Source organism: Alteromonas sp. CI.11.F.A3, from assembly GCF_032925565.1.
Taxonomy (GTDB): Bacteria; Pseudomonadota; Gammaproteobacteria; order Enterobacterales; family Alteromonadaceae; genus Alteromonas.
In genome coordinates this window covers 2,216,467-2,237,450 of sequence record NZ_CP136708.1, presented here as the reverse complement: position 1 = coordinate 2,237,450, position 20,984 = coordinate 2,216,467, and the positions used below count along the sequence as shown (strand labels likewise).

Genomic DNA, 20,984 nt, shown 5'->3' with positions numbered 1-20,984 from the left:
GTATTATTCCCCCTGTTGACCTTTACTCTTCATTGAACCAAACGATATTACGTGCTGCCATAATCAGCGCACCCGCAGTAGCTTCGTCTAGTTCATCAATATCACTAATTTCATCTGTGCCTTGCTCGGCCAGTTCTTCAAGGTCGGTAATGCCGCGGCTGGCCAACACATAGGCCACGTGCTTACTCATTCCTTCAAGGCCTAGTAAGGCTTCGGTAGGCTCTGCGCCTTCAAGCGATTCTTCGTTTGCTAATGCACGGGTCGTAAGGAATGCACGTGCACGATTACGCAATTCTTCAACGGTATCTTCATCAAGTCCGTCAATGGCAAGAAGCTCGCTTGCTGGCACGTATGCCACTTCTTCCAACGTGGTGAACCCTTCATCAACTAACATAGCAGCAAACTCTTCGTCTACATCTAAGCCAGCGGTAAAGATATTCAACACCTTCGCGTTTTCTTCTTCATGTTTCTTGTTCAGATCTTCTACTGTCATCACGTTCAGTTCCCAACCAGTTAACTGGCTAGCAAGACGAACATTTTGACCGCTACGACCGATTGCCTGAGCAAGGTTGTCAGCTTCTACAGCTACATCCATCATGTGACTGTCTTCGTCCACAACAATAGAGGCAACTTCTGCAGGGGCCATGGCGTTAATAACAAACTGTGCAGAGTTTTCATCCCACAATACGATATCAACACGCTCACCACCCAATTCGCCCGATACTGCTTGTACGCGTGAACCACGCATACCTACACACGCACCAACTGGGTCTAAGCGTTTGTCGTTAGTTTTAACGGCAATTTTTGCACGCGAACCCGGATCACGAGCCGCCGCTTTAATTTCTAGTGTTTCTTCAGCAATTTCTGGTACTTCAAGTCTGAATAGCTCTACAAGCATGTCAGGATGAGTACGGCTGATAAACAATTGAGCACCACGTGCTTCAGGGCGAATTACATAAAGTAAGCCGCGAACACGGTCTCCTGGTCTGAACGTTTCACGAGGAAGCATATCGTCACGGTAGATAACACCCTCGGCGTTATTACCTAAATCGATGATAATGTTGTCGCGGTTTACTTTCTTAACCGTACCGGTTACCAACTCGCCGACTTTATCTTCGTATTCTGCAATCATTTGCGCGCGTTCAGCTTCACGTACTTTTTGTACGATAACTTGTTTCGCGGTCTGCGTAGTTATGCGGTCAAATTTGATAGATTCAATCTGATCTTCCACATAATCGCCTAATTGAAGCTCAGGCTCTTCTACTTGTGCAGCAGAAAGGGTGATTTCTGCAAACGGGTTCTCTTGTTCCTGATCATCAGGAATAATTAACCAACGACGGAATGTGTCGAAGTCGCCAGAGGTTCTGTCGATACTTACTCGTACTTCAATATCGCCTTCATTTTTCTTTTTGGTGGCACTGGCTATTGCAAATTCCAGCGCTTCAAAAATCTTCTCTCTAGGCACTTGTTTTTCATTTGAAACGGCTTCCGCCACTAACAAAATTTCTTTATTCATTTTAGCCTCACTCAAGCTTTCGTCGATGAAAGCATTGCTGTTCCGTTATTCGAATGTGGGAACAACGTTACCTTTTTCGATATTCGCCACAGCTAACTGGAACTGCTGGCCATCCACTTCAATACTGACTACGCCATTGTCGCAAGCCAATACTTTGCCTTTAAAGTTACGTCTGTCGTCCATCGGCATAGATAAACGAACCTGAACCACTTCACCTACTGAATCAACATAATGCTTCTCTTTGAAAAGCGGTCTATCCATACCTGGTGAAGATACTTCTAGGTTGTACTCTGTGCTAATTGGATCTTCAACATCCAATATCGCACTCACTTGATGACTTACATCTGCACAATTATCTACGGAGATACCGTTTTCATGATCAATAAAAACGCGAAGAATTGAATGTTTCCCCGCTCGTACAAATTCGATCCCAACCAATTCAAACCCCAAAGCTTCTACGCCTGGGTTAAGCATTTCGGTTAGTTTCTCTTCAAGTTTTGCCAATGCAAACCTCCAAAAACGAAAAAAGGGCCTTAAGCCCACCTGTCATCACCTAGCTCAGCTAGGCTGACTCCAGGGTCTAATACAACAAAAAGCCCCGGACTAGCGGGGCTTTTATTAAAATTCTGAACCCATATCTGTCGAAAAGACAAATGCAAACACATGGGTAAAAAACACCGGTAGGTGATAGTTTGCTGAGAATGGAAGCGTTACTTTCCTGAACACTGAGGGAGCCCGCTACCATCACTTAATGAGCGCATTATACTGATTGGCGCCACATTAAGCAACAGCACTCGACTATTAGTTGTTAGCCCATGCTTCATAGCACAGGCTCTATTAGTCTTTGACTAGTCTTCGTCTTTCCACTTTTCTTTTATTTCTAATATCTGAGGTAATTTTGCCATTAACAAATCAATTAGCGCCGGATCGAAATGCTTTCCCTTCTGACTTTCCATAAAGGCTAATGTTTTATCTACGCTCCACGGCTCTTTATAAGGCCGTTTGCTGGTAAGCGCATCGAATACATCTGCTACAGCACAAATTCTCCCCTCAATAGGAATATCTTCTCCCGCTAGCCCGTTGGGGTATCCAGTGCCATCCCATTTTTCATGGTGGGTTAGTGACACCGACTTTGCAATTACCAACAGCGCAGAATCGCATTCACCTAAAATTTCTGCACCAATTTCAGGGTGAGTTTTCATAATTGCAAACTCTTCGTCTGTCAGTTTACCTGGCTTCAACATGATGCTATCAGAAATGCCGATTTTACCAATATCGTGCATAGGCGCTGCGTGGAGCAATATTTCAGCTTGTTCATCGCTAAACCCGTATGCTAGCGCCAACTCTTTTGAGTAATGACTCATACGCAATACGTGCATGCCAGTTTCGTTATCTTTGTACTCCGCTGCGCGCCCTAAGCGCTGAACCACTTGCAATCGAGTACGCATTAGTTCATCAGACTGCACTAACGACAAGTGGGTTTTTACTCTGGCTTTTACCACCGGTGGTGAGATGGGTTTAGTAATATAATCTACTGCACCAGCCTCGAAACCTTCTGCTTCATCATGCTCATCATTTAATGCGGTAACGAATATAACAGGAATGTGGCGTGTATCTTCTCGGCCTTTTAATATTCTGCAGACTTCGAAGCCGGTCAGCCCAGGCATCATGATATCTAGCAAAATAAGCTGTGGTTGACGTTCCGTCGTTATTCTTATGGCCTCTTCACCATTTTTAGCAAAAATGAGTTGGTAGTCCACAGCTAACAACTGCTTCAAGACTCTTAAATTTACTGGCTCGTCGTCAACGAGTAATAAAGTAGGCTTCTCAATTTGTCTTAACATTATTGCGTTTCAATCTCTCTGGCCAAAGTATCAATAAGCTCAACGAGCTGCGCTTCGGCACGTTCGAACTCAAAATCATCAACATCCATGATAATGGAGGCTATGACTTCTTTGTATTCGCCGCTAGCAAGCGTCTTTACTTCTTGTAATTCACTTTCATCAAGCATGTTTTGCTCGACACTACGTTTCAATTTAGTGAGGTGTGCTAACAACACAGCATAGTCGACGTCTTGCTTAACCTGCACCGCTTCTGTCTCAGTGGTGCCTTGCAACCACGTAATCACTTCATTAAATGACTTTTTAAGTAGCTGTACTGAGGAAATATCTAATTCGCCAGCATGTGCATTTTTCTCTATGTCACGGCAAACAGACATCAGAGGGTTTAAACATAGGTTTCCAGCAACGCCTTTTATCCCGTGAGCCAGTGAGGCTGTTTTAGGAGCATCATTATCTAAAATCGCTGTCGTTATTTGCGCTATTTTACTTTCGTTTTCGCGGGTAAATCGCGCCACTTCATTGTGGTGAGTTTGCGCATCGCCCCAAAGCATAATTGCCCGATTGACGTCTACCACTTTACTTGATTTTGGTTGCTCTGCTTTGTCGTCATTAACGATGAGTGTTGCTGACTCATCAATTTCCTTGCCCAGCACTCGCGCCATTTCTCGGGTAAGCACCGGGTAATCAATAGGCTTATTGGCAAATCCGTCCATACCCGCATCAGTTGCGGCATGTCTATCCTGAACTAGTACACTGGCGGTTAATGCAATAATTGGCAGTGACGGCAAATTATTAAGCGCTTCGTATTTTCGTCTTTGCACAGATGCTTCAAGGCCATCTAACACCGGCATTTGTAAATCCATCAATACCAACTCAATACCAGGCAACTTCATTTTTTCTAGCGCTTCTTTTCCATCTCGCGCCACTTCAACGGTATGCCCTGAACGCACAAGTAATAAAGATAGCAAATCTATATTTTGAGCTATATCGTCAACAATAAGAATATGCATTGGAGGCAATTGAACCGGCTTACCTTCTTCCACTGCCCTAGGCGCTATAGCGGGCACTAATGGCAGCCGGAAGGTAAACGTACTGCCTTTACCAAGTTCACTTTGCGCACATATGTTTCCGCCCATTAACTCAACAAGCTGTTTCGATATGGTTGTACCTAGCCCTGTTCCGCCATACTTTCTGCTCATTGATGCATCAGCTTGAGCGAAAGCATCGAATACTCGATTAACCTGTTCGCTATTCATGCCAATACCCGAATCCTTTACTTTAAAATAAACAAATGAGCCATCGCTGGAGACTTGTAACACGACACTTCCATCGCCGGTGAACTTGACCGCATTACCAATTAAGTTATTAAGTACTTGCCTGATACGTTCTGGAACCCCATTGTAAGCCTCGCGGACTTCGCTGCCCACTTGTACTTCTAAGGTAATTTTTTTGCGTTTAGCCTCTAACCAAAATGTTGAGACAACCGTATCAACTTCATCACGAATGATGAAGTCGCGATAATCTAAATCGAGTTTGCCTTTATCTAACTTAGCGCTATCAAGAATATCGTTTAATAGATGCAGCAGTGAACGTGCTGAACGATTCACCGTGGTAAGGTGCCCATGCTGTTCTGGCGGCATTTTTTCCGCAAGCATTAAATCACTGAACCCAATAATGGCATTCATTGGTGTTCTTATTTCATGGCTCATATTGGCAAGGAAGTTGGTGCGAGCTGCTGCAGCTTGCTCGGCTATATTTTTTGCCGTCTTGAGCTCCTCCTCCATTTCCCGACGCGCCGTTATATCTGAAATAAAGCCGTCTAAATAGGCAATGTCACCATTTTCATCGAAAACATGAACACCATGTTCTGTAACCCATCGGACATCACCAGACTTGGTAATAATCCGATACTCAATACTGAACATTTTATTATCAGCAACTTCATCTGTTATTCGCTGTACATCATCGGGGTGGCATAGCGAACCAAAAGTAACTTTAGAGTTTGGCAGAATAAAGTCATCTGCGGGATACCCGGTAATTTCGCAGACTGCGTCACTAATAAATACCATGGGCCAATCTGGTTCATTCAAACATCGGTAGGCAATACCTGGGATATTAGAAATAAAGCTTCTAAACTTGGCCTCGCTTTCGCGAAGTGCATCTTCTATAGCCTTGCGTTTTCTTAAATCTGAGAAAAAACCAACAAAGAGTGCTTTTCCATCTAACTTGGTATACCCAATGCCTAGTTGAACTGGAATAAACTCACCGCCCTTGGCAACGATGGTTACCTCACGGCTGGTACCAATTATTTGTTCCGTTGGCACTACCCGTTGTTGTAAAAAATCTTGGCCGTACATGGATTTTTTATCGGCCGGTGCCAGTATTGTACCTGGTTGACCAATAAGCTCTTCTGGTAAATACCCTGTTACGGCAGTAACAGCGGGATTAGCGGTTCGGATAATGCCTGTACTATCAACCGTTATAATGGCATCTACTGCTGTATCGGTAATGGCGCGCTGAACCTTCTCACTTTCTATAGCCCGGGAACTCACGTCTTTGTATTTGAACAACAGACTAAGACCCAACACGATAGCTATAAGCGTGACCGTTACCATTGCAATAGATAACGCAAGATAAACAGATATTTCAGATGGTTGGGAGGTAAACTCCATGCCAGGCGGCATAACAAATCTAGCCGCAAACATTCCTGTGTAATGCATACCGGCAATGGCAAGCCCCATAACTAAACTTGCTATAAAAGCGTCCCTACCCATTTTCGATTGTTTGCCACTCACAGCGCTAAGACCAAACTTTATCCAAAGGGCCAGCATCGCTAAGCACACAGCAACAATAATGGAGAGTATAAATAATGCGGGGTTATAACGAAGCAATGGCGACATTTCCATAGCCGCCATGCCACTGTAATGCATGGTTCCAATGCCTGCCCCCACTAACACGCCGCCAATTAATATTTCGGTAAATGAAATTGTAGGCTTTGTCATAAGGTAGAGCGCAACCCATGCCGCCGCTATCCCAGGTACCGATGACGCCAACGTTATGCCAACATCGTATGAAACAGCAGTACAAAGCTCAAACGCAAGCATTCCTAAAAAATGCATGGCCCAAATTCCACCGCCCATGGCAACACTACCGGCAGTGAGCAACGAATACTTCCTAAGTTTATTGGTGGAAACGGACGCCTGACTGGCTACGTTAAATGCCATAAATGACGCAAAAATGGCAATCGTTAATGACAGTGCTACCAAGCCAAAATCATAACTTCCGTCAAGCAAGGTTACCTCTTGCCCTATCGTAAAATATTCTTGAATCATACTACCCAAAAGCGTGTTTTTCGAAGCGAAAGGAATTAAAGAATTATTAAATATGCCAACGGTATATTTTTTCTTTTTCTAATATTAGGGTTACTTTTACCACTTTACGATTGCTAATTAAACACGCGCTGTAAATTAAATTGCCCACGCGTGTGGCCACAATCTTCTTCTAATGTTGCGTTTTAGCTTATCAGCGTGAGTCGTTACTATCGACATCATAGAGGGTTAATTGAAACATGGAGGATGTACTTAATGATTAAAAATAGAAGAGCAACAGAAAATGCGTTTAAAAGGGTGTAGCGTTCAATAAAGTGTAGCGTTTAATAAATAACGACCATGCACTTATATTTCAGACACAAAAAACCCCGGCAAAAGCCAGGGTTATAATGTGGTTGCGGGAGCAGGATTTGAACCTACGACCTTCGGGTTATGAGCCCGACGAGCTACCAGACTGCTCCATCCCGCGTCTGTACATTTTACTGCTTGCCTCTAAACTTAGACAACTCAGTATTTAAATCGTTTAATTTTCTGTGGTTGCGGGAGCAGGATTTGAACCTACGACCTTCGGGTTATGAGCCCGACGAGCTACCAGACTGCTCCATCCCGCGCCAGAAAATAACGTTGTTGGCTTGAGGTGTTTGATGTCTCCCTTCAACGTGGGGCGTATTATACATACGCACTTTTGTAACACAAGGACTTATTACTTAATTATTTCACTTTTCTGACTGCATGCTTCTTTTTTAATCGCAACGTACAATCATCAAACAATTTACGTTTAAAACTTATACTTTTACGGTTTAAAGCTTTCCATTTTTGTTGCCAATTTAAAATCTAATTCACTCAAACCACCCACATCATGGGTTGTTAATTTTACTTCTACACGGTTATAAACATTAAACCATTCCGGATGATGCTTTAATTTTTCTGCCCAAATCGCAATTTGCGACATCCAACCAAATGCACGAATAAAACTTTTAAAGGTAAATGTCTTTTCAATAGCATTATCGCCTAACGCCCAGCGGTCGTTGTCTTCTAAACCTGCATTTAGGGTATCGAGATTTTCTTGAATTTCTTCATTAGTTAGTCGCGTACTCATATAAGCCTCCTTCGCATGAAGTAAGCAATGTAAACAATACGCATCATGATTTCAGCTTTTTAGGTAAGAAAGCCTAGGAGAAGGCATATAAATGTTGGCGAGAAATCTTTACATAAAAAAGCGGCCTATGGGAATGCACATTATTATGAGCATGCAACATAGGCCGCTAGTGTTTTTTAGGTTAAGAAGATTAAGTTTTAAAACTCTACCGCTAACCGTGCATAAATTTGACGCCCACGGGGGTCATGCACTTTTGAATCGAAACCACTGTTAGTAAACAACTGAGGAGGATCTTCATCAAACAAATTCAATCCACCTACAGTGACAACATAACTTTGTTCCGTCTCAAATAGCGAGCCTAAGTCGATATTGTACTGAGCATCTACAGTGACATGGCTGTCTACTTCGTATAAGCCATTTGTACACGCACCTAAGTTCGTGGTGCCATCTGCGCAGTTTTGGTCATCATCATACGACGAGATGTAACGAACAAATAAGTTAGCGGCATGAACGCCGTTTTTCCATGCCAGCCCAAAGTTCATTCTTAGCTCTGGTGAAGAAACCCCGATATTGTTGAAGTTTCTGCGCCCTGCCCCATCAATATTACCCGCTTGTGGATCCATCAGGTCATATTTCATGGTGTAGGTACCGTTCAACGACGGCGTGAAACTACCAAACTCAGTGTCAATTTTGTAACTAGTCACAAAATCGATACCCGAGGTTTCCATCTCACTTGCATTCACGTAAGTATTGTTAACTTGTAACACAGGACCATTTAGCGGGTCGCCAGCACGAATAATGCGGTCTGTATCGGTAGGGTCAAGATTTAATACTGCTTGCGCATTTTCCTGAATGATTAAATCTTTAAACTCAAAGTTCCAGTAATCAAGCTCTATAGAGAAATCTCTGAAGGGCTCGTATGAAAAACCAATATTATATGCGGTAGATTCTTCTGGTTTTAGATCTTCGTTACCTGATGTTCTCACCGCAACAAACGCTGTAGCGCCTTGTACAGGGTCGATGAGTTGCTGTAATGACGTTGCCCCACCTTGTGCTAAGAACACAGTAGGTGCTCTAAACGATGTAGACACCGAACCCCGTAGTGAAAACTCATCGGTAGCGCGATAGGACACAGCGAGTTTAGGGTCAACAGTGCTACCTATGCTACCGCCGTAATCTTCATAACGTACCGCTAGTTGCACATCTAAATCTTCACTCAATGGTAGAGCTAGCTCACCAAACGCGGCCCAAACATCTTGGCTACCATCAATATCGGGGTTACCAATAACAAATGTAAAGCTATCTTGGTTAGCCAAATCATCATAGTCTTGGCTCAACTGCTCTTCACGATATTGCACGCCTACTGCTAATGCAGCAAAACCACTGCTCATTTCAAAGATATCGAATGAAGTAAAGGCTTCGAACACTTCAAGGTCAGCTTTTGAATCTATAATCTCAGTGCCGGTGAATGAATCAACCACGTAATCTGAGTTAGGTGCTGATGTATAGGAAGTAGCAAAAGGATTAAAGAATTCACAATTCCCTTCGCCCGGTGTTCCCGCAATAGGATCACATGCCGAGCCACCTAAACCATACAAGGCAAGCTGGAACTCTGTGTTTAGTACATCAGGTACTTTGAACAAGAAATCATTCACTGCACGGGTATAACTTACTTCCCAGAAACCGCTATCAGTCACACCTTGTAAATTAGTACTGAATCTAAAAGTGTCTGATTCTGTGTTTGCCGGATCGCCGTCGAAGCCATTCCCTTCAGCACGGCCAAAGAAAGCAACAGACTGACCGAATGGATTTTGGGGGTGGTAATCAGGAACAATTGGTGATGTTAGAATAGGGAAACTTGGCGCCCCGCCACGTTCAGCGCGGTTACGCGCCATACTAAGCTCAGCTGTCCATGTAATATCATTAGCAAACTCATAGTCCGCTCTTACATAGGAATTAATTCGACTTTCATCGGCAACATAAGAATAGAACTTACCAAAATCGAAGCCGCAGAAACCAACTTCTAATCCTGGAATTGTGCCACTAGGGGCAAGTAAGTTAGGTGCACCACCAAACTCCTCACACCCGTAAGGGTCGATAATAGGTAATGGTCCAGCGCCAGGAATAGTCACAAAGTATGATGCAGGGTTACCTAACGCACTGGTGTCATCTTGAGGGCGACTTAGACGTCGGTCACTGAGAAATAACGGTGAACGGTTTGTGTAGCTTATGGCTGCTAGTACGCTACCATTGTCGCCTGTTGCTCCCCATAAACCTTGGAATATATATTCTTTGTTATCACCATGGGCGCCGTCTTGATAATCAACACTGACCATCGCACCATCGTAATTACGTTTGGTAATGAAGTTAACCACCCCTGCAACCGCATCAGAACCGTATAAGGCTGATGCACCATCTTTTACGACTTCCATTCTATCAATGGCAATCATAGGCACGAGTGAACTTGTATCTACGAAATTTAAGCCTTCGTTAGTAGGTTGCGCAGTCACAACTTGGCGTTTGTTATTTAACAATACTAAGGTAGATGCAACACCTAACCCACGTAAGTTAATGTTTGAGGTGCCGGCTGTGGCGTTTTGTGTAAAGGCATCAGGGTTGTTCTCTGCGCCAGTATTAATCGTTAATGTTTGAGTAATATCCGCTATATTTTTTGCACCAATTGAATCGATAGCAACGCTGTCTACTACCGCTAACGGTGAAGGTGACTCAAAGTTCTCACTGCGACGAACAAAGCTCCCTGTAACAAGAATTAACTCTACATCTTTTTTACTTTTAGATTCAGCTTCAACTTCTTCGTTAGCATCTTGCGCATAGGCTAAAAAAGGAGAACAAAATAAGGCAGAACTGACTAAGGCAGCTACTGCAGTCTTACGCGTTTTAAATTTCATAGTGTGATTCCAAATCTGGGCGCATCACTACCGGCAAAACCCACACTTTCCGCTAGCAACAGGCTGGACGATTTCTCATTGTTATTGTGAAAGGTCAATGAACAATCTTTGACCTGCAATATTGATGTTAAGCGCCATCACATACTTTGTAAATTTATTGTGAATAATATATTTACATTAATTTTACACATGGTCAGACCACATAAACTTTTGTCTAACATCTATAAAATTCATTTAGTTATTGCGTAGTTATTTCCCACTCTTGTATTTTTTTCTTATCAATCATTCACTTCCAAAAACGTTTAATTTAGTTTTCACCCATTAAAACAGTGCCTTACAGAAAAAATGTTACGGAATAGATCTTGAATAGTCACTGCATATTGTTTGATAAATGAAAGAGTTCTATGGATTTTCCGAATATTGATGACGTTTACCAACTGATAAACCAGAAGCTTGAGGGTTGGATCGAGAGCGGAATTAAGCACTTACCCAACTTTGTAGTAGCGATATTAATTGCTATTGTTTTCGGCATATTGGCAAAAGTAGTCGGAAATATTGTCGGAAAGGTCATGCGAAGGGCATTTGAATCTCGTCAAATTGCTAAATTACTGACTTCTATTATCAAGTCTCTCATTATTGTTTTCGGTATTTTCATCGCTTTGGATTTTGTTGGCCTTAAGGGTACGGTGACATCTTTACTGGCCGGTGCGGGTATTGTGGGTTTGGCCATCGGCTTTGCATTTCAAGATATGACGGAAAACCTTATTGCGGGAATTGCGATGGGTATTCGTAAGCCCTTCGAAATTGGCGATGTGGTAGAAGCTGAGGGTGTTTTTGGAACAGTAGAAGAAATTAATTTACGAAACACCTTGGTAGCAACCTTTTATGGTCAACGTGAAATCATTCCCAATAAAATCCTATTTAGAAATATTTTAACTAACTATTCAGTTGAAGGGATTAGGCGTATAGAAGTTCCCGTGGGTATTTCTTACGCCGATGACGTGGAAAAAGCGGCCGAAGTCATCACTGATGCAATGAATGAAAAAGATTACGTTATTAAGAAAGATGAAACTGCGGTTTACGCAGCGTCATTTGGTGACTCAAGTATCAATCTATTGCTTTGGTTTTGGATACGTTACCCAGGCGATCCCGGCTTTATGGTAGTGCGCCACGAAGCGATATGTACTGTTAAACGTGTATTAGAAGAAAACGATATCTTAATTCCCTTCCCTATTCGTACATTGGATTTTAATTCCAAGGGAAGCGATAACCTTAACAATATGCTTGAAAAGCAAGAGACCACATCAAAAACCGAATCTAACCCTACTCGCAGTTCTGGCGATCAACCAGATGCGGATAGCGAAGCAAGCGATGAGTGAAGCAACCAAAAAACATTGATTATTAAACCAGGAGATATGCCATGAAAAAGTCAGTTTTGTCGTCATTTTTAACATCGAAATTACTTAGAGGTAGTTTCACAGCTCTGTTGTTTTCATCTGCTGTGGTAGGTATGAATGGCTGTGCAACGGTAGAAGGTGCTGGAGAAGATATTCAAAGCGCTGGTGAAGCGATTGAAGAAGGTGCTGAAGACGCATCTAATTAATTTCACAGGAATATTGTATTTAGGCCACGCTGTAGACGCCTATAGTCGTGGCTTACAATACAGATGCTTAATGCCAGTTAACGTCTTTCTATCGCTGGAATTTCAATATAGGCATCTGGATCTGACGCCTTTAACGCTTCCAGTTTACTCTTTCTTTTTGCTCTATCGTCAATAGTTTCTCCAAAAACCTGTAAGTGTAACTCAGCGATAAGCGCCTGCCCTTCGCCTTTGCTTATTACCCCAAGAAGCTCGCCTGCATGCATAAACCCTTGAACTCGGTGTTTATCTGCATCTACGTTTTTTCCCTCTTTACTTGCGTTGTATAAACTAACAAGCTGAGTAGTACAAGCCTCAATAAACTTAGTCGTTTCTTCTTCGTTGTTCATCGCAGCGCTCCTTACTATTAATTCGTTATTGCCTCTCGATTAGCTTTCAGTTGCCTGTCTAGTCAGCATCCCTTGCCTAGAGTTTACCTATTTAAGTCATCAAAATGGAATGACTAATTTATCTGTTGTATGCGCATTGCAACTAAAGTTCATTTGTAAGGTTTCAATATCTTACCTACGATTAAAGGCGTGTTAGAAGCGTTTTTCTATTCATACACCATCAATATATAAAGAGTAGTGAGCACACCATGCGAGTACAAATAGCTATAGGATTGATTACAGCCTTGGCATTTGCCCCCACTGTTGCTGCAAAAGGAAATGCTCATCATTGGCAAACGTCACCTCATCATCTTTCCGCCCTTGTAGGCACAACATATACAGAAGAGTGCGGTAACGCGTTTACCCTAGGTATTGATTATGAATATCGTATCAGCGACTTCTTGGGGCTTGGCTTCGTGGCCGAATATGCATTTGAAGATTTAGACGCCTACACCTATTTACTGGTTGCGGACCTTCACATTACTAACCACTTTATCGCCCAGATTGGCCCTGGGGTAGAATTTCACGGTAGCCATAAAATGGAAGTTGCACGGTTAGGTTTATTATATGAGTTTGAGATATCTGGCATTACGGTCTCGCCGCAACTGCACTACGACTATCATAGAAATCACGAAAGCGCGGTGGTTGCCGGTCTTGCAATTGGTATGTCTTTTTAACGATTTGAAGATGAAAACACAAAAAGAAAGATAAAAGATTTGCACTAATTTAATGCATTTGTTTAGCATTGAATCAAACGATCTCCCTGCTTACTTCTTCGCAGCCTTGCACTGACACGCCTTTTAAGAAAACCACAAACATGCCGCGACAGCCCGCGCTGAAAGGTCTATGGCAATAACAACTTACGTCTGTGCAGATAATAATTAACCCCGATACTCTTAATTACTTTCTAGGTTCAATTGAGTAAATTTGGCTGGAACGTTATTTGCTGCATATATAAGTGTATATATTCACGCATTGCTTTTAGACAGTTGAAGTGTGAATGACTTCGTTGCGTATTTGTATGTTATTGGTCAAGGGAAAGCCATGCCAGAAGTTAACTTTGCAGGCTTAATGTTAGTGCCTGAATTAGTTATCACCGTTACTGTGATACTTGCGAACCTTTTCATGTTCTTAATTAAGCGCATCTTTCTACGAAAGTTTTTGTCGCTTACCGATCGCACTTCACATTTCTACGATTCGTTACTGGCGCACTCTTTAAACCTGCCCCTCACTATCCTTATTTTCGTCATCGATATTTGGATTTTAAACTGGCTGTTCGATAAGTACGATATTGTAAACGCGTCCTATGCGACCTCTATTTCCCTTGCGTCTAAAATATTACTGATCACTGCCGCTATTCTTTTCTTAAATCGTTTTGCTGTTGGATTACTTGCCAATCAAACACAGCGCTCAGATTCACTTCGAAGTAGCACGGGCATTATTAAAGGTATAGTGAAAGGCCTTATCGTAGGCATTGGTATATTGATTATGTTGGGTACGTTAGGCATTTCAATTACCCCCATTATCGCGTCGTTAGGTATCACATCGCTGGCCGTTGCGCTTGCCCTTCAACCCACTTTGGAAAACTTCTTTTCAGGGGTACAGCTGGTTATGGACAAGCCTATTAGAGTAGGCGACTTCATTGAATTAGAGAGTAAAGAACAAGGTTTTGTAGAGCGTATTGGTTGGCGCTCCACATGGATAAAAATGTTACCCAATAACACTATTATTGTGCCAAATAGTGTATTAGCGGAATCAAAAATAATTAATTATTTCTACCCGAGTAAAGAGTTATCAGTACCGGTCGATGTAGGTGTACATTATAACTCTGATCTTGAGCACGTAGAAAAGGTCACGCTTGAGGTCGCCAAAGAAATATTGGTTTCTCACGAATGGGGAATAGACGATTACGATACCTTCGTGGTGTACCACACCTTTGATAATTCCAGCATCAATTTCACGGTGATGTTAAGAGCAAAAGAATACTTCCATCGCTTCTTCATAAAATCAGCGTTTATAAAGGCATTACATAAGCGATATGCCGCAGAAGGGATTATTATTCCCTATCCAATACGCGCCATTAATACCGACCAAGAGAGTCCGCGTATTGATGTTCAAACTACCAACATCCCCAACAACGCTAACGAGCCTCCTAGCCGGTAGAGTACAAATATAGAGTACTCACAGCTACTTTCTTACTCGCTAGGTTGCATTACTGCCAACATGAGAAAAGTCCCCACCAGTGCTGGTTTGCCTGACGAGGCCAGCACGCAACTTGATTCCATTTTAAATAGCTTTCCAGCGGGTTTATTGACGACTTCTACCAATTTGAAGTGATATTTGATTGCATCACCTGATTTCACCGGCTCTAAAAAACGTAATGAATCGATACCATAGTTTATGGTTGATGCAATTTTGTCAGATGCTGCAAGTACACCTTCAAAGGCCTTAGGCATAACCGACGCGGTTAGAAAGCCATGCGCAATAGTAGTTCTAAATGGGCTTTCTTTTTTACACCGTTCAGTATCAAGGTGTATCCACTGATAGTCACCCGTAGCTTCAGCGAATTGATTAATCATGTCTTGCGAAATGGTGAGCCATTCAGCTTGTTCAAGGGTTTCCCCAACTTCTAAGTCGATGAGAGTTTTCATAATTTTTGACCAATGGTAGTTAATTTAAGACGAACAGTACTATTGATGTATTGAATGTTTCAATTAACTTTTAATAATAGGTATTTATAAATAATCTTGTTACAATAAGGTAAAAATAATATTAACCCAAAGAATTCGCCGGTAACTTTTTGGTATTTTCATACTGGCACTCGCCAGACAAGGATTGCGCAATGAATCTTAATAGAATTGATTTAAACCTTTTCGCCGTATTCGACGCCATATATACAGCGGGAAGCCTAACAAAAGCAGCTGATGTATTGTGTATTACACAACCTGCGGTGAGTAATTCACTGGCTCGCTTGCGGGAAATGTTGAATGACCCTTTGTTCGTAAGAACTGGTCATAGCATGACACCCACCCCTGTTGCACAGAATATTATTGTACCTGCGAGACAAGCCTTAGCCTTGCTAAGAAAAAGCGTGCAAGAGAGTCATACCTTCGACCCTCTAACTGCAGAAAAGGCATTTAATTTTGCTAGCAGAGACTTACTAGAAGTTAGCATTATGCCAAGACTGGTGTCGCGGTTACAAAACCTAGCGCCCAATATTAGCCTAACTAATTACGAGATCCCTCGTAGTCAGATAGTATCTGCGATGGCAAGCGGCACCTTGGATTTCTTCGCCGACGCGTCTACATTCAGCGATCCGCATTTATGCAAAGAGAAAATAGCGCAAGATAGATTTGTGGTGTTAGCACGAAAGAATCACCCTGCTTTAAAGAACGGTTTAGATTTAGACACCTTTTTACGCTTAGGTCACATTAATGTGTCGCAACGTAAATCAGGTGCAGGCCCTATTGATGTAGCGCTAGATAGAATGGGTAAACGCCGTAAAGAAGTTATGCGAAGCCAACACTTTCTAACTGTGCCCAGCACAATTGTGAAAACCGACCTTATAGCTTGTTTGCCATTTCATTTGGCAAAGCATTACGACTTAGCCATTTATGAATTACCTTTCGACCTACCTACCGTCGAGTATTTCTTATATTGGCACGTGAGTGCAGATCACGATTACGCTCATATGTGGATGCGTGAGCAGATTATGGAAGTGTCGAGCCACTTTAAAAGCCACTAACGTTTATTCATTATTCTCCAAGGCACACCTCTTTTAGTGGTGTGCCTTTTTTTTGCGCCTCTCTTTTCAACGCCACTTAGATATTAAACTATATACCTTAGTATTAGACCCAGACTTTCTAACCTCAATTATTTTGCGTTTAATAGAACCCAACGAACGAACATACTTTTAAATTAAACCGAGGAATTGACCATGTTGAAAATCGTTAAAACTTCGCTAGTTATCGCAGCAACTTTGGGTGTATCTGGCATGGCGCAAGCCAACGTAAACGAAGCATTAGCAAACATTTGTACTATCGTACAAGCAGATGATAAAGGTGAGCTACGCAAGAAAATGCGTTCTGTAGAATCAGATTACCGCCTTAAACTAAAAGATTATTATTCAGGTGTTAGCTGTAGCGGCAACAGCCTGATACGTACCGCAATGCTAAGCAACGCTGTAGAAGCAGGTTCACTGCTAGTTAAGAAGATGCCAAAGAGTGATTTATCAGCACCAGAAACTGACGGTAAAACGTTGCAAGCATGGGTTTCTGAAAATGGCTTGGAAGGTAATGAAATTGCCACAGTCCTGAACGGACGCTTATAAACCGCCTTGAGCTGTAGTTAAAGAATTCACATACCATGTGAAAAGATTCAACATGGTTGCAGAGTAATCTGCACTTAAAGAGGCGACCACAAGGTCGCCTCTTTTCTTTGTATCTACTAGACGAGCGCTGGCTCGCTTGGTGCACTTATTAGCGATTTAGCTATTTCTAAAATAGACTCACCGCTATAAATTCGGCTCAAGTAATCTTGATATACAGGCGTGAAGCCTGCTTCATCACTTAAATCACCGAAAACACTGTTCACTTTCAAGAAAGACAAAGCATCATCTTGGTAACGTGAAGCAGCGTTGTGCAATTCATCAGCAAGTTGATCCTGAATAACAAGCGGCGTACCTTTTTGCGACGTGCGTTTATCTGAATAGAAACTCCACGCTGCAAGTATTAGGGCACTAATATCGACTTTTCCACCATTTGCTAAGTTCTCACGAATGGTAGGTAACAAAAACACAGGAATTTTTGCAGAGCTTTCCAAACATATTCTAGACAGTGAATCTTTAATGTACGGATTTGCAAATCGTGCTAGCAAAATATTTTTGTAATCGTGAACATCAATACCTGCAACCGGATCTAGAGTTGGCATGACTTCATCTACCATGAAGGTAGCTAGCAGAGAACGAAGTTCTGTTTGGGCTACACTTTCATGAATTGTATCAAGATCGGCAAGTGAACCCGTTAACCCCAACACAGAGTGACCCGCGTTAAGCATTCTCAACTTCAATTTTTCGTAAGGTGCCACATTATCAACAAACTGTGCGCCAACATCTTCAAACGCTGGGCGTTCATTGCAAAACTTATCAGCAATAATCCATTGATCGAACGGTTCGCATACTACAGGCCAGTTGTCTTCAATACCTGATTCAACTAATGCTGCTTTGTCTTCATCGGTTGTCGCTGGGGTAATTCTATCGACCATTGAATTAGGAAAGCTTACGTTTTGCTCAACCCAATGTGCAAAATCATCATCCGCAAGACGAATATAAGACAGCAACATGGCTTTGAGTACATCACCATTATGTTGAATGTTATCGCACGACATCACAGTAAAAGGTGCAAGACCCATTTTTTTACGCTTTTTAAGCGCAGCCGTTAAATAACCGAAAACTAATTTTGGTGATTCTGGGTTCGCTAAGTCATGCTGTACATCAGGGTTTTGTGAAATAAATTCACCGGTAGTGGGGTCGAAGTTATACCCACCTTCCGTGATAGTCAGCGAAACAATTTTAATTGCCTCGGACGCCATTTTATCAATGATGGCCATGGGGCTATCGCCCGCAATCAAAAAGTCGGTAAGGGCACCAATAACACGGGCTTTACGTTCACCATTTGCGTGCTTTTCTACCAATGTATAAAGGTAGTCTTGCTCTTTTAATAGTGATTGCATATGGCGGTCGGCTTCACGCAGCCCTACCCCACAAATACCCCATGACGTGTCACCTGTTACGTTCATATACGCATCTACGTACATGGCTTCGTGGGCACGGTGGAAGCCGCCCACGCCAACATGAACAATACCGGCTTCTACACGAGATACATCGTACTGAGGTACAGCGATGCTCTCATCAAGAGAAGATAACGCAGTACGGTTCAAACGCATATTAGTTGCTGGTTGCATAAAAAACCTCTATTTCGCAAGTGCTTTGTGGCGACGCATTGACCAGTAAGCAGTAGTAAAGTAAATAATTGTGCATACGAAAGCTAAGTTAAAGAACAGTTCTCTGTTACTTTCGTAATTGGCTACATCTGGGCTTAACGAGAAGGCATTAATGGCTAATAACGTCGTCACCAATAAGCTACCCCAAGACACAACTTGCAGTAATTTCGATAACATTGAAGTGTCTATTGCGGGGGTTGGAAGCTCGGCGGCTTGACGCTCCTGCTGCACTTCAACTTCTTTATCGAACGCATCCATTTCTGCTTTTTCTTCAACGTATTGGCGTTTTGCACCATATTTTGCTGCCAATAAGGTGTAAACAATGATGGTGAATATCCACGTTGGAATAAACAGATAGTAGAAAGAAATAATATCTAATGCGTTAAGACCAAAACCAAATACAAGCCCTAATCCCCAGGTCGCTACCGCAGGTGTACTGTGCGTTAAGTTTTGGAAATGTGCCCAATAGCGTGTGTAACCAATACGTGGGAAGATGACGTGTTCAGCGAATACAATGCCGCCAACAGGAACGACTAATAGTCCAGCATAAGTTAATAAAGGAAGTAGTTTAGTAAATACGAATGGGAAACACGCGATAACAACGGTAACCATGCCTACTGTGGCGGTGGTTTTAATTCGAGATTTATCTTTAAAAATAGCCTGCGCTGCTAAGCCTGCACGGTACAAGTTAGCATTCGCAGTAGTCCAACCAGCAACGATAACAATGACCAAGCCAGATAAACCTAGCGCGTGGAATGCAACGTCACCTGGATCTAATTCTGTAATAGATTTTTGAACGATGATAGCAGTACCTGCGCCCATAATACCGGCAGAAATCCATGCTACATAATGACCAAAAAGCATACCCGCTGACGTAGTAAGACCGTATACTTTACGCTTTGCAAAACGAAGCATAGCCATATCAATCAAGCCAAAATGGGTGATGGTGTTGGCAGCCCAAGAGAAACCAATAACTTCAAGTAAGCCAATGCCCTGTTCACCAGAGGGGGTTAAACCCGTCCATACCGACACAGAGCCTATGTGCATGAAGTCAGCCCAACTTGTTAAGAATGTTTGACCAATCACTGCATCAGCCAATGCTGGCATAAGCACTAATGGACCACACACAAACATAGTGAATAACCATGGTGCACAAATACGCGAAAAGTCAGACACCGCGTTGAAGCCGTACATGGCAACAAACACCACGATAACGCCAACCGCTGCAACAACACCTACAAACGCAAGGTTCGTTGGATACCAATCAAGTTGGGCGGGAATATTCAATGCGAATCTGACCGCTGTCGCTGATACGGTTATCATCGCGGCAGATATGACGGTAAATATGATGACGTTGGCCCAGTTATAGAGCTTCGTCATCGAATCACCTGCAATTTTGTGCAAGTAAGTATATAAACTTAGGCGTGTATCTACGGCGATGGGCGTAGTGATTAGCGTCCAACTAAGTACCGCTAATATGTTACCGATAAGTAAACCAAACAGAATGTCGGTCATGGTTGCGCCTAGGGCAACAAAGGTAGCACCAAACACAAACTCGGTGGCTGCAACGTGCTCACCAGCATAAAGTCCCATGAAGTGCTTCCAGCCCTTCAATTGGTGTTTAGCAACTGGGAGTTGCTCGTCACCTATCTGTGCAATGTCGACATTGCTTGAATCTGTTTTCATTTTCTATCTCGCTACTTTATTCACCGCTTTGGTAAGACCGCTGCGCATTCTACTGCTAGGTACCAAAACTACACTTGTTATGAATATTATTATCAGTACGTTAACACTCATAAAAACGACGCCTACACCCAAAACATAATTAGAAATTTTTAGGTTTGGCTCAGTAACCGTTAACTCAAATGGGCATTTGCCACTGCCGTGAGTTATTTCTCATGGGCAATACTTACATATCGATGTTTAAATGTAAACGGAATTAACAAGCCTAACGTTATAATTCGGTTAACAAGTTAATTTGTATCCAATAAATGTCATTACTTGTAGGTTCATTCTTGTTTAAGTTGAACTGCTATTGCTATGTCCACAGGGGTTTGTTGACTTAAAAACACGGTAAGGGCACGATATGTTATGCGTAAGTAAAATAAGTATTTTAGAGTAATACGGCCTGGCAGCCTGATTAATACTCTCCTCTCATTTACCTTAGTGGCAGTATTCTACTGACAAGAATGGTGAGAAATAGTCATAAAAAGTGATAAATAGCTTAATTAGGTAAACTTGAAGTGGTTTATTGCTGGGCTT

At 42.4% G+C, this 20,984-nt stretch carries 16 protein-coding genes and 2 tRNA genes; 6 read left to right on the top strand and 12 right to left on the bottom strand.

The features are described from left to right. Positions 1-22: 22 nt before the first annotated feature. From nusA to R1T43_RS09605, 8 genes are all read right to left on the bottom strand, one after another. Entirely contained in the window at positions 23-1,516 is a 1,494-nt protein-coding gene (nusA, locus tag R1T43_RS09640) for a transcription termination factor NusA (protein ID WP_013783812.1), read from the bottom strand. A gap of 45 nt (positions 1,517-1,561) precedes the next feature. Next, on the bottom strand, positions 1,562-2,020 hold the full coding sequence (gene rimP / locus R1T43_RS09635) for a ribosome maturation factor RimP (protein WP_013783811.1): 459 nt from the start codon (positions 2,018-2,020) through the stop codon (positions 1,562-1,564). Between the two features lie 344 nt (positions 2,021-2,364). After that, entirely contained in the window at positions 2,365-3,360 is a 996-nt protein-coding gene (locus tag R1T43_RS09630) for a two-component system response regulator (protein ID WP_211071055.1), read from the bottom strand. Further along, positions 3,360-6,689, bottom strand: coding sequence for an MHYT domain-containing protein (locus R1T43_RS09625; protein ID WP_317355433.1), 3,330 nt, complete (start codon positions 6,687-6,689; stop codon positions 3,360-3,362). Before R1T43_RS09625 ends, R1T43_RS09630 begins: the two co-directional genes overlap by 1 nt. A gap of 389 nt (positions 6,690-7,078) precedes the next feature. Beyond that, positions 7,079-7,155 (bottom strand) — tRNA-Met (locus R1T43_RS09620). A gap of 65 nt (positions 7,156-7,220) precedes the next feature. After that, positions 7,221-7,297: transfer RNA gene (locus R1T43_RS09615), tRNA-Met, on the bottom strand. A gap of 182 nt (positions 7,298-7,479) precedes the next feature. Further along, positions 7,480-7,785 (bottom strand): 4a-hydroxytetrahydrobiopterin dehydratase, encoded by a 306-nt coding sequence (locus R1T43_RS09610; RefSeq protein WP_317355430.1) that lies wholly within the window; start codon positions 7,783-7,785, stop codon positions 7,480-7,482. Positions 7,786-7,982: 197 nt separating this feature from the next. Then, positions 7,983-10,694: a TonB-dependent receptor plug domain-containing protein gene (locus R1T43_RS09605; protein WP_317355428.1), complete on the bottom strand. Its 2,712-nt coding sequence runs from the start codon at positions 10,692-10,694 to the stop codon at positions 7,983-7,985. A 404-nt stretch (positions 10,695-11,098) separates the two neighbouring features. On the opposite strand from R1T43_RS09605, the gene R1T43_RS09600 reads away from it, so the two are divergent. Next, positions 11,099-12,073 (top strand): mechanosensitive ion channel, encoded by a 975-nt coding sequence (locus R1T43_RS09600; RefSeq protein WP_317355425.1) that lies wholly within the window; start codon positions 11,099-11,101, stop codon positions 12,071-12,073. A 41-nt stretch (positions 12,074-12,114) separates the two neighbouring features. Continuing rightward, positions 12,115-12,297, top strand: coding sequence for an entericidin A/B family lipoprotein (locus tag R1T43_RS09595; RefSeq protein ID WP_057791438.1), 183 nt, complete (start codon positions 12,115-12,117; stop codon positions 12,295-12,297). 77 nt (positions 12,298-12,374) lie between these two features. On the opposite strand, the gene R1T43_RS09590 is transcribed toward R1T43_RS09595, so the two are convergent. Continuing rightward, on the bottom strand, positions 12,375-12,683 hold the full coding sequence (locus R1T43_RS09590) for a hypothetical protein (protein WP_317355419.1): 309 nt from the start codon (positions 12,681-12,683) through the stop codon (positions 12,375-12,377). A 248-nt stretch (positions 12,684-12,931) separates the two neighbouring features. Here R1T43_RS09590 and R1T43_RS09585 point away from each other — a divergent pair, with 248 nt between their 5' ends. After that, positions 12,932-13,399, top strand: a complete 468-nt coding sequence (locus R1T43_RS09585) for a hypothetical protein (RefSeq protein WP_211071061.1) — start codon at positions 12,932-12,934, stop codon at positions 13,397-13,399. A gap of 367 nt (positions 13,400-13,766) precedes the next feature. Next, entirely contained in the window at positions 13,767-14,885 is a 1,119-nt protein-coding gene (locus R1T43_RS09580) for a mechanosensitive ion channel family protein (protein ID WP_317355766.1), read from the top strand. Positions 14,886-14,917: 32 nt separating this feature from the next. Here R1T43_RS09580 and R1T43_RS09575 read toward each other — a convergent pair whose 3' ends face one another. Then, a complete protein-coding gene (locus R1T43_RS09575) occupies positions 14,918-15,373 on the bottom strand; it encodes a MaoC family dehydratase (RefSeq protein WP_211071062.1) in 456 nt (151 codons plus the stop codon). 191 nt (positions 15,374-15,564) lie between these two features. On the opposite strand from R1T43_RS09575, the gene R1T43_RS09570 reads away from it, so the two are divergent. Both R1T43_RS09570 and R1T43_RS09565 read left to right on the top strand, forming a co-directional pair. Continuing rightward, the gene (locus R1T43_RS09570; protein WP_013783800.1) at positions 15,565-16,467 is read left to right on the top strand and encodes a LysR family transcriptional regulator; all 903 of its coding nucleotides are present in this window, start codon (positions 15,565-15,567) and stop codon (positions 16,465-16,467) included. A gap of 192 nt (positions 16,468-16,659) precedes the next feature. Beyond that, positions 16,660-17,052, top strand: coding sequence for a DUF3718 domain-containing protein (locus R1T43_RS09565; protein WP_211071063.1), 393 nt, complete (start codon positions 16,660-16,662; stop codon positions 17,050-17,052). Between the two features lie 116 nt (positions 17,053-17,168). Here the strand turns inward: R1T43_RS09565 and R1T43_RS09560 are convergent, their stop codons facing one another. Then, positions 17,169-18,683, bottom strand: a complete 1,515-nt coding sequence (locus R1T43_RS09560) for a mannitol dehydrogenase family protein (protein WP_317355409.1) — start codon at positions 18,681-18,683, stop codon at positions 17,169-17,171. Positions 18,684-18,692: 9 nt separating this feature from the next. Continuing rightward, positions 18,693-20,408 (bottom strand): hypothetical protein, encoded by a 1,716-nt coding sequence (locus tag R1T43_RS09555; protein ID WP_317355407.1) that lies wholly within the window; start codon positions 20,406-20,408, stop codon positions 18,693-18,695. Between the last annotated feature and the right edge of the window lie 576 nt (positions 20,409-20,984).

Bases quoted from the DNA above. Each gene is read 5' to 3' on its own strand.
- nusA (WP_013783812.1), bottom strand. From the start codon at position 1,516: ATGAATAAAGAAATTTTGTTAGTGGCGGAAGCCGTTTCAAATGAAAAA.
- R1T43_RS09630 (WP_211071055.1), bottom strand. From the start codon at position 3,360: ATGTTAAGACAAATTGAGAAGCCTACTTTATTACTCGTTGACGACGAG.
- R1T43_RS09625 (WP_317355433.1), bottom strand. From the start codon at position 6,689: ATGATTCAAGAATATTTTACGATAGGGCAAGAGGTAACCTTGCTTGAC.
- R1T43_RS09610 (WP_317355430.1), bottom strand. From the start codon at position 7,785: ATGAGTACGCGACTAACTAATGAAGAAATTCAAGAAAATCTCGATACC.
- R1T43_RS09605 (WP_317355428.1), bottom strand. From the start codon at position 10,694: ATGAAATTTAAAACGCGTAAGACTGCAGTAGCTGCCTTAGTCAGTTCT.
- R1T43_RS09600 (WP_317355425.1), top strand. From the start codon at position 11,099: ATGGATTTTCCGAATATTGATGACGTTTACCAACTGATAAACCAGAAG.
- R1T43_RS09595 (WP_057791438.1), top strand. From the start codon at position 12,115: ATGAAAAAGTCAGTTTTGTCGTCATTTTTAACATCGAAATTACTTAGA.
- R1T43_RS09590 (WP_317355419.1), bottom strand. From the start codon at position 12,683: ATGAACAACGAAGAAGAAACGACTAAGTTTATTGAGGCTTGTACTACT.
- R1T43_RS09585 (WP_211071061.1), top strand. From the start codon at position 12,932: ATGCGAGTACAAATAGCTATAGGATTGATTACAGCCTTGGCATTTGCC.
- R1T43_RS09580 (WP_317355766.1), top strand. From the start codon at position 13,767: ATGCCAGAAGTTAACTTTGCAGGCTTAATGTTAGTGCCTGAATTAGTT.
- R1T43_RS09575 (WP_211071062.1), bottom strand. From the start codon at position 15,373: ATGAAAACTCTCATCGACTTAGAAGTTGGGGAAACCCTTGAACAAGCT.
- R1T43_RS09570 (WP_013783800.1), top strand. From the start codon at position 15,565: ATGAATCTTAATAGAATTGATTTAAACCTTTTCGCCGTATTCGACGCC.
- R1T43_RS09565 (WP_211071063.1), top strand. From the start codon at position 16,660: ATGTTGAAAATCGTTAAAACTTCGCTAGTTATCGCAGCAACTTTGGGT.
- R1T43_RS09560 (WP_317355409.1), bottom strand. From the start codon at position 18,683: ATGCAACCAGCAACTAATATGCGTTTGAACCGTACTGCGTTATCTTCT.
- R1T43_RS09555 (WP_317355407.1), bottom strand. From the start codon at position 20,408: ATGAAAACAGATTCAAGCAATGTCGACATTGCACAGATAGGTGACGAG.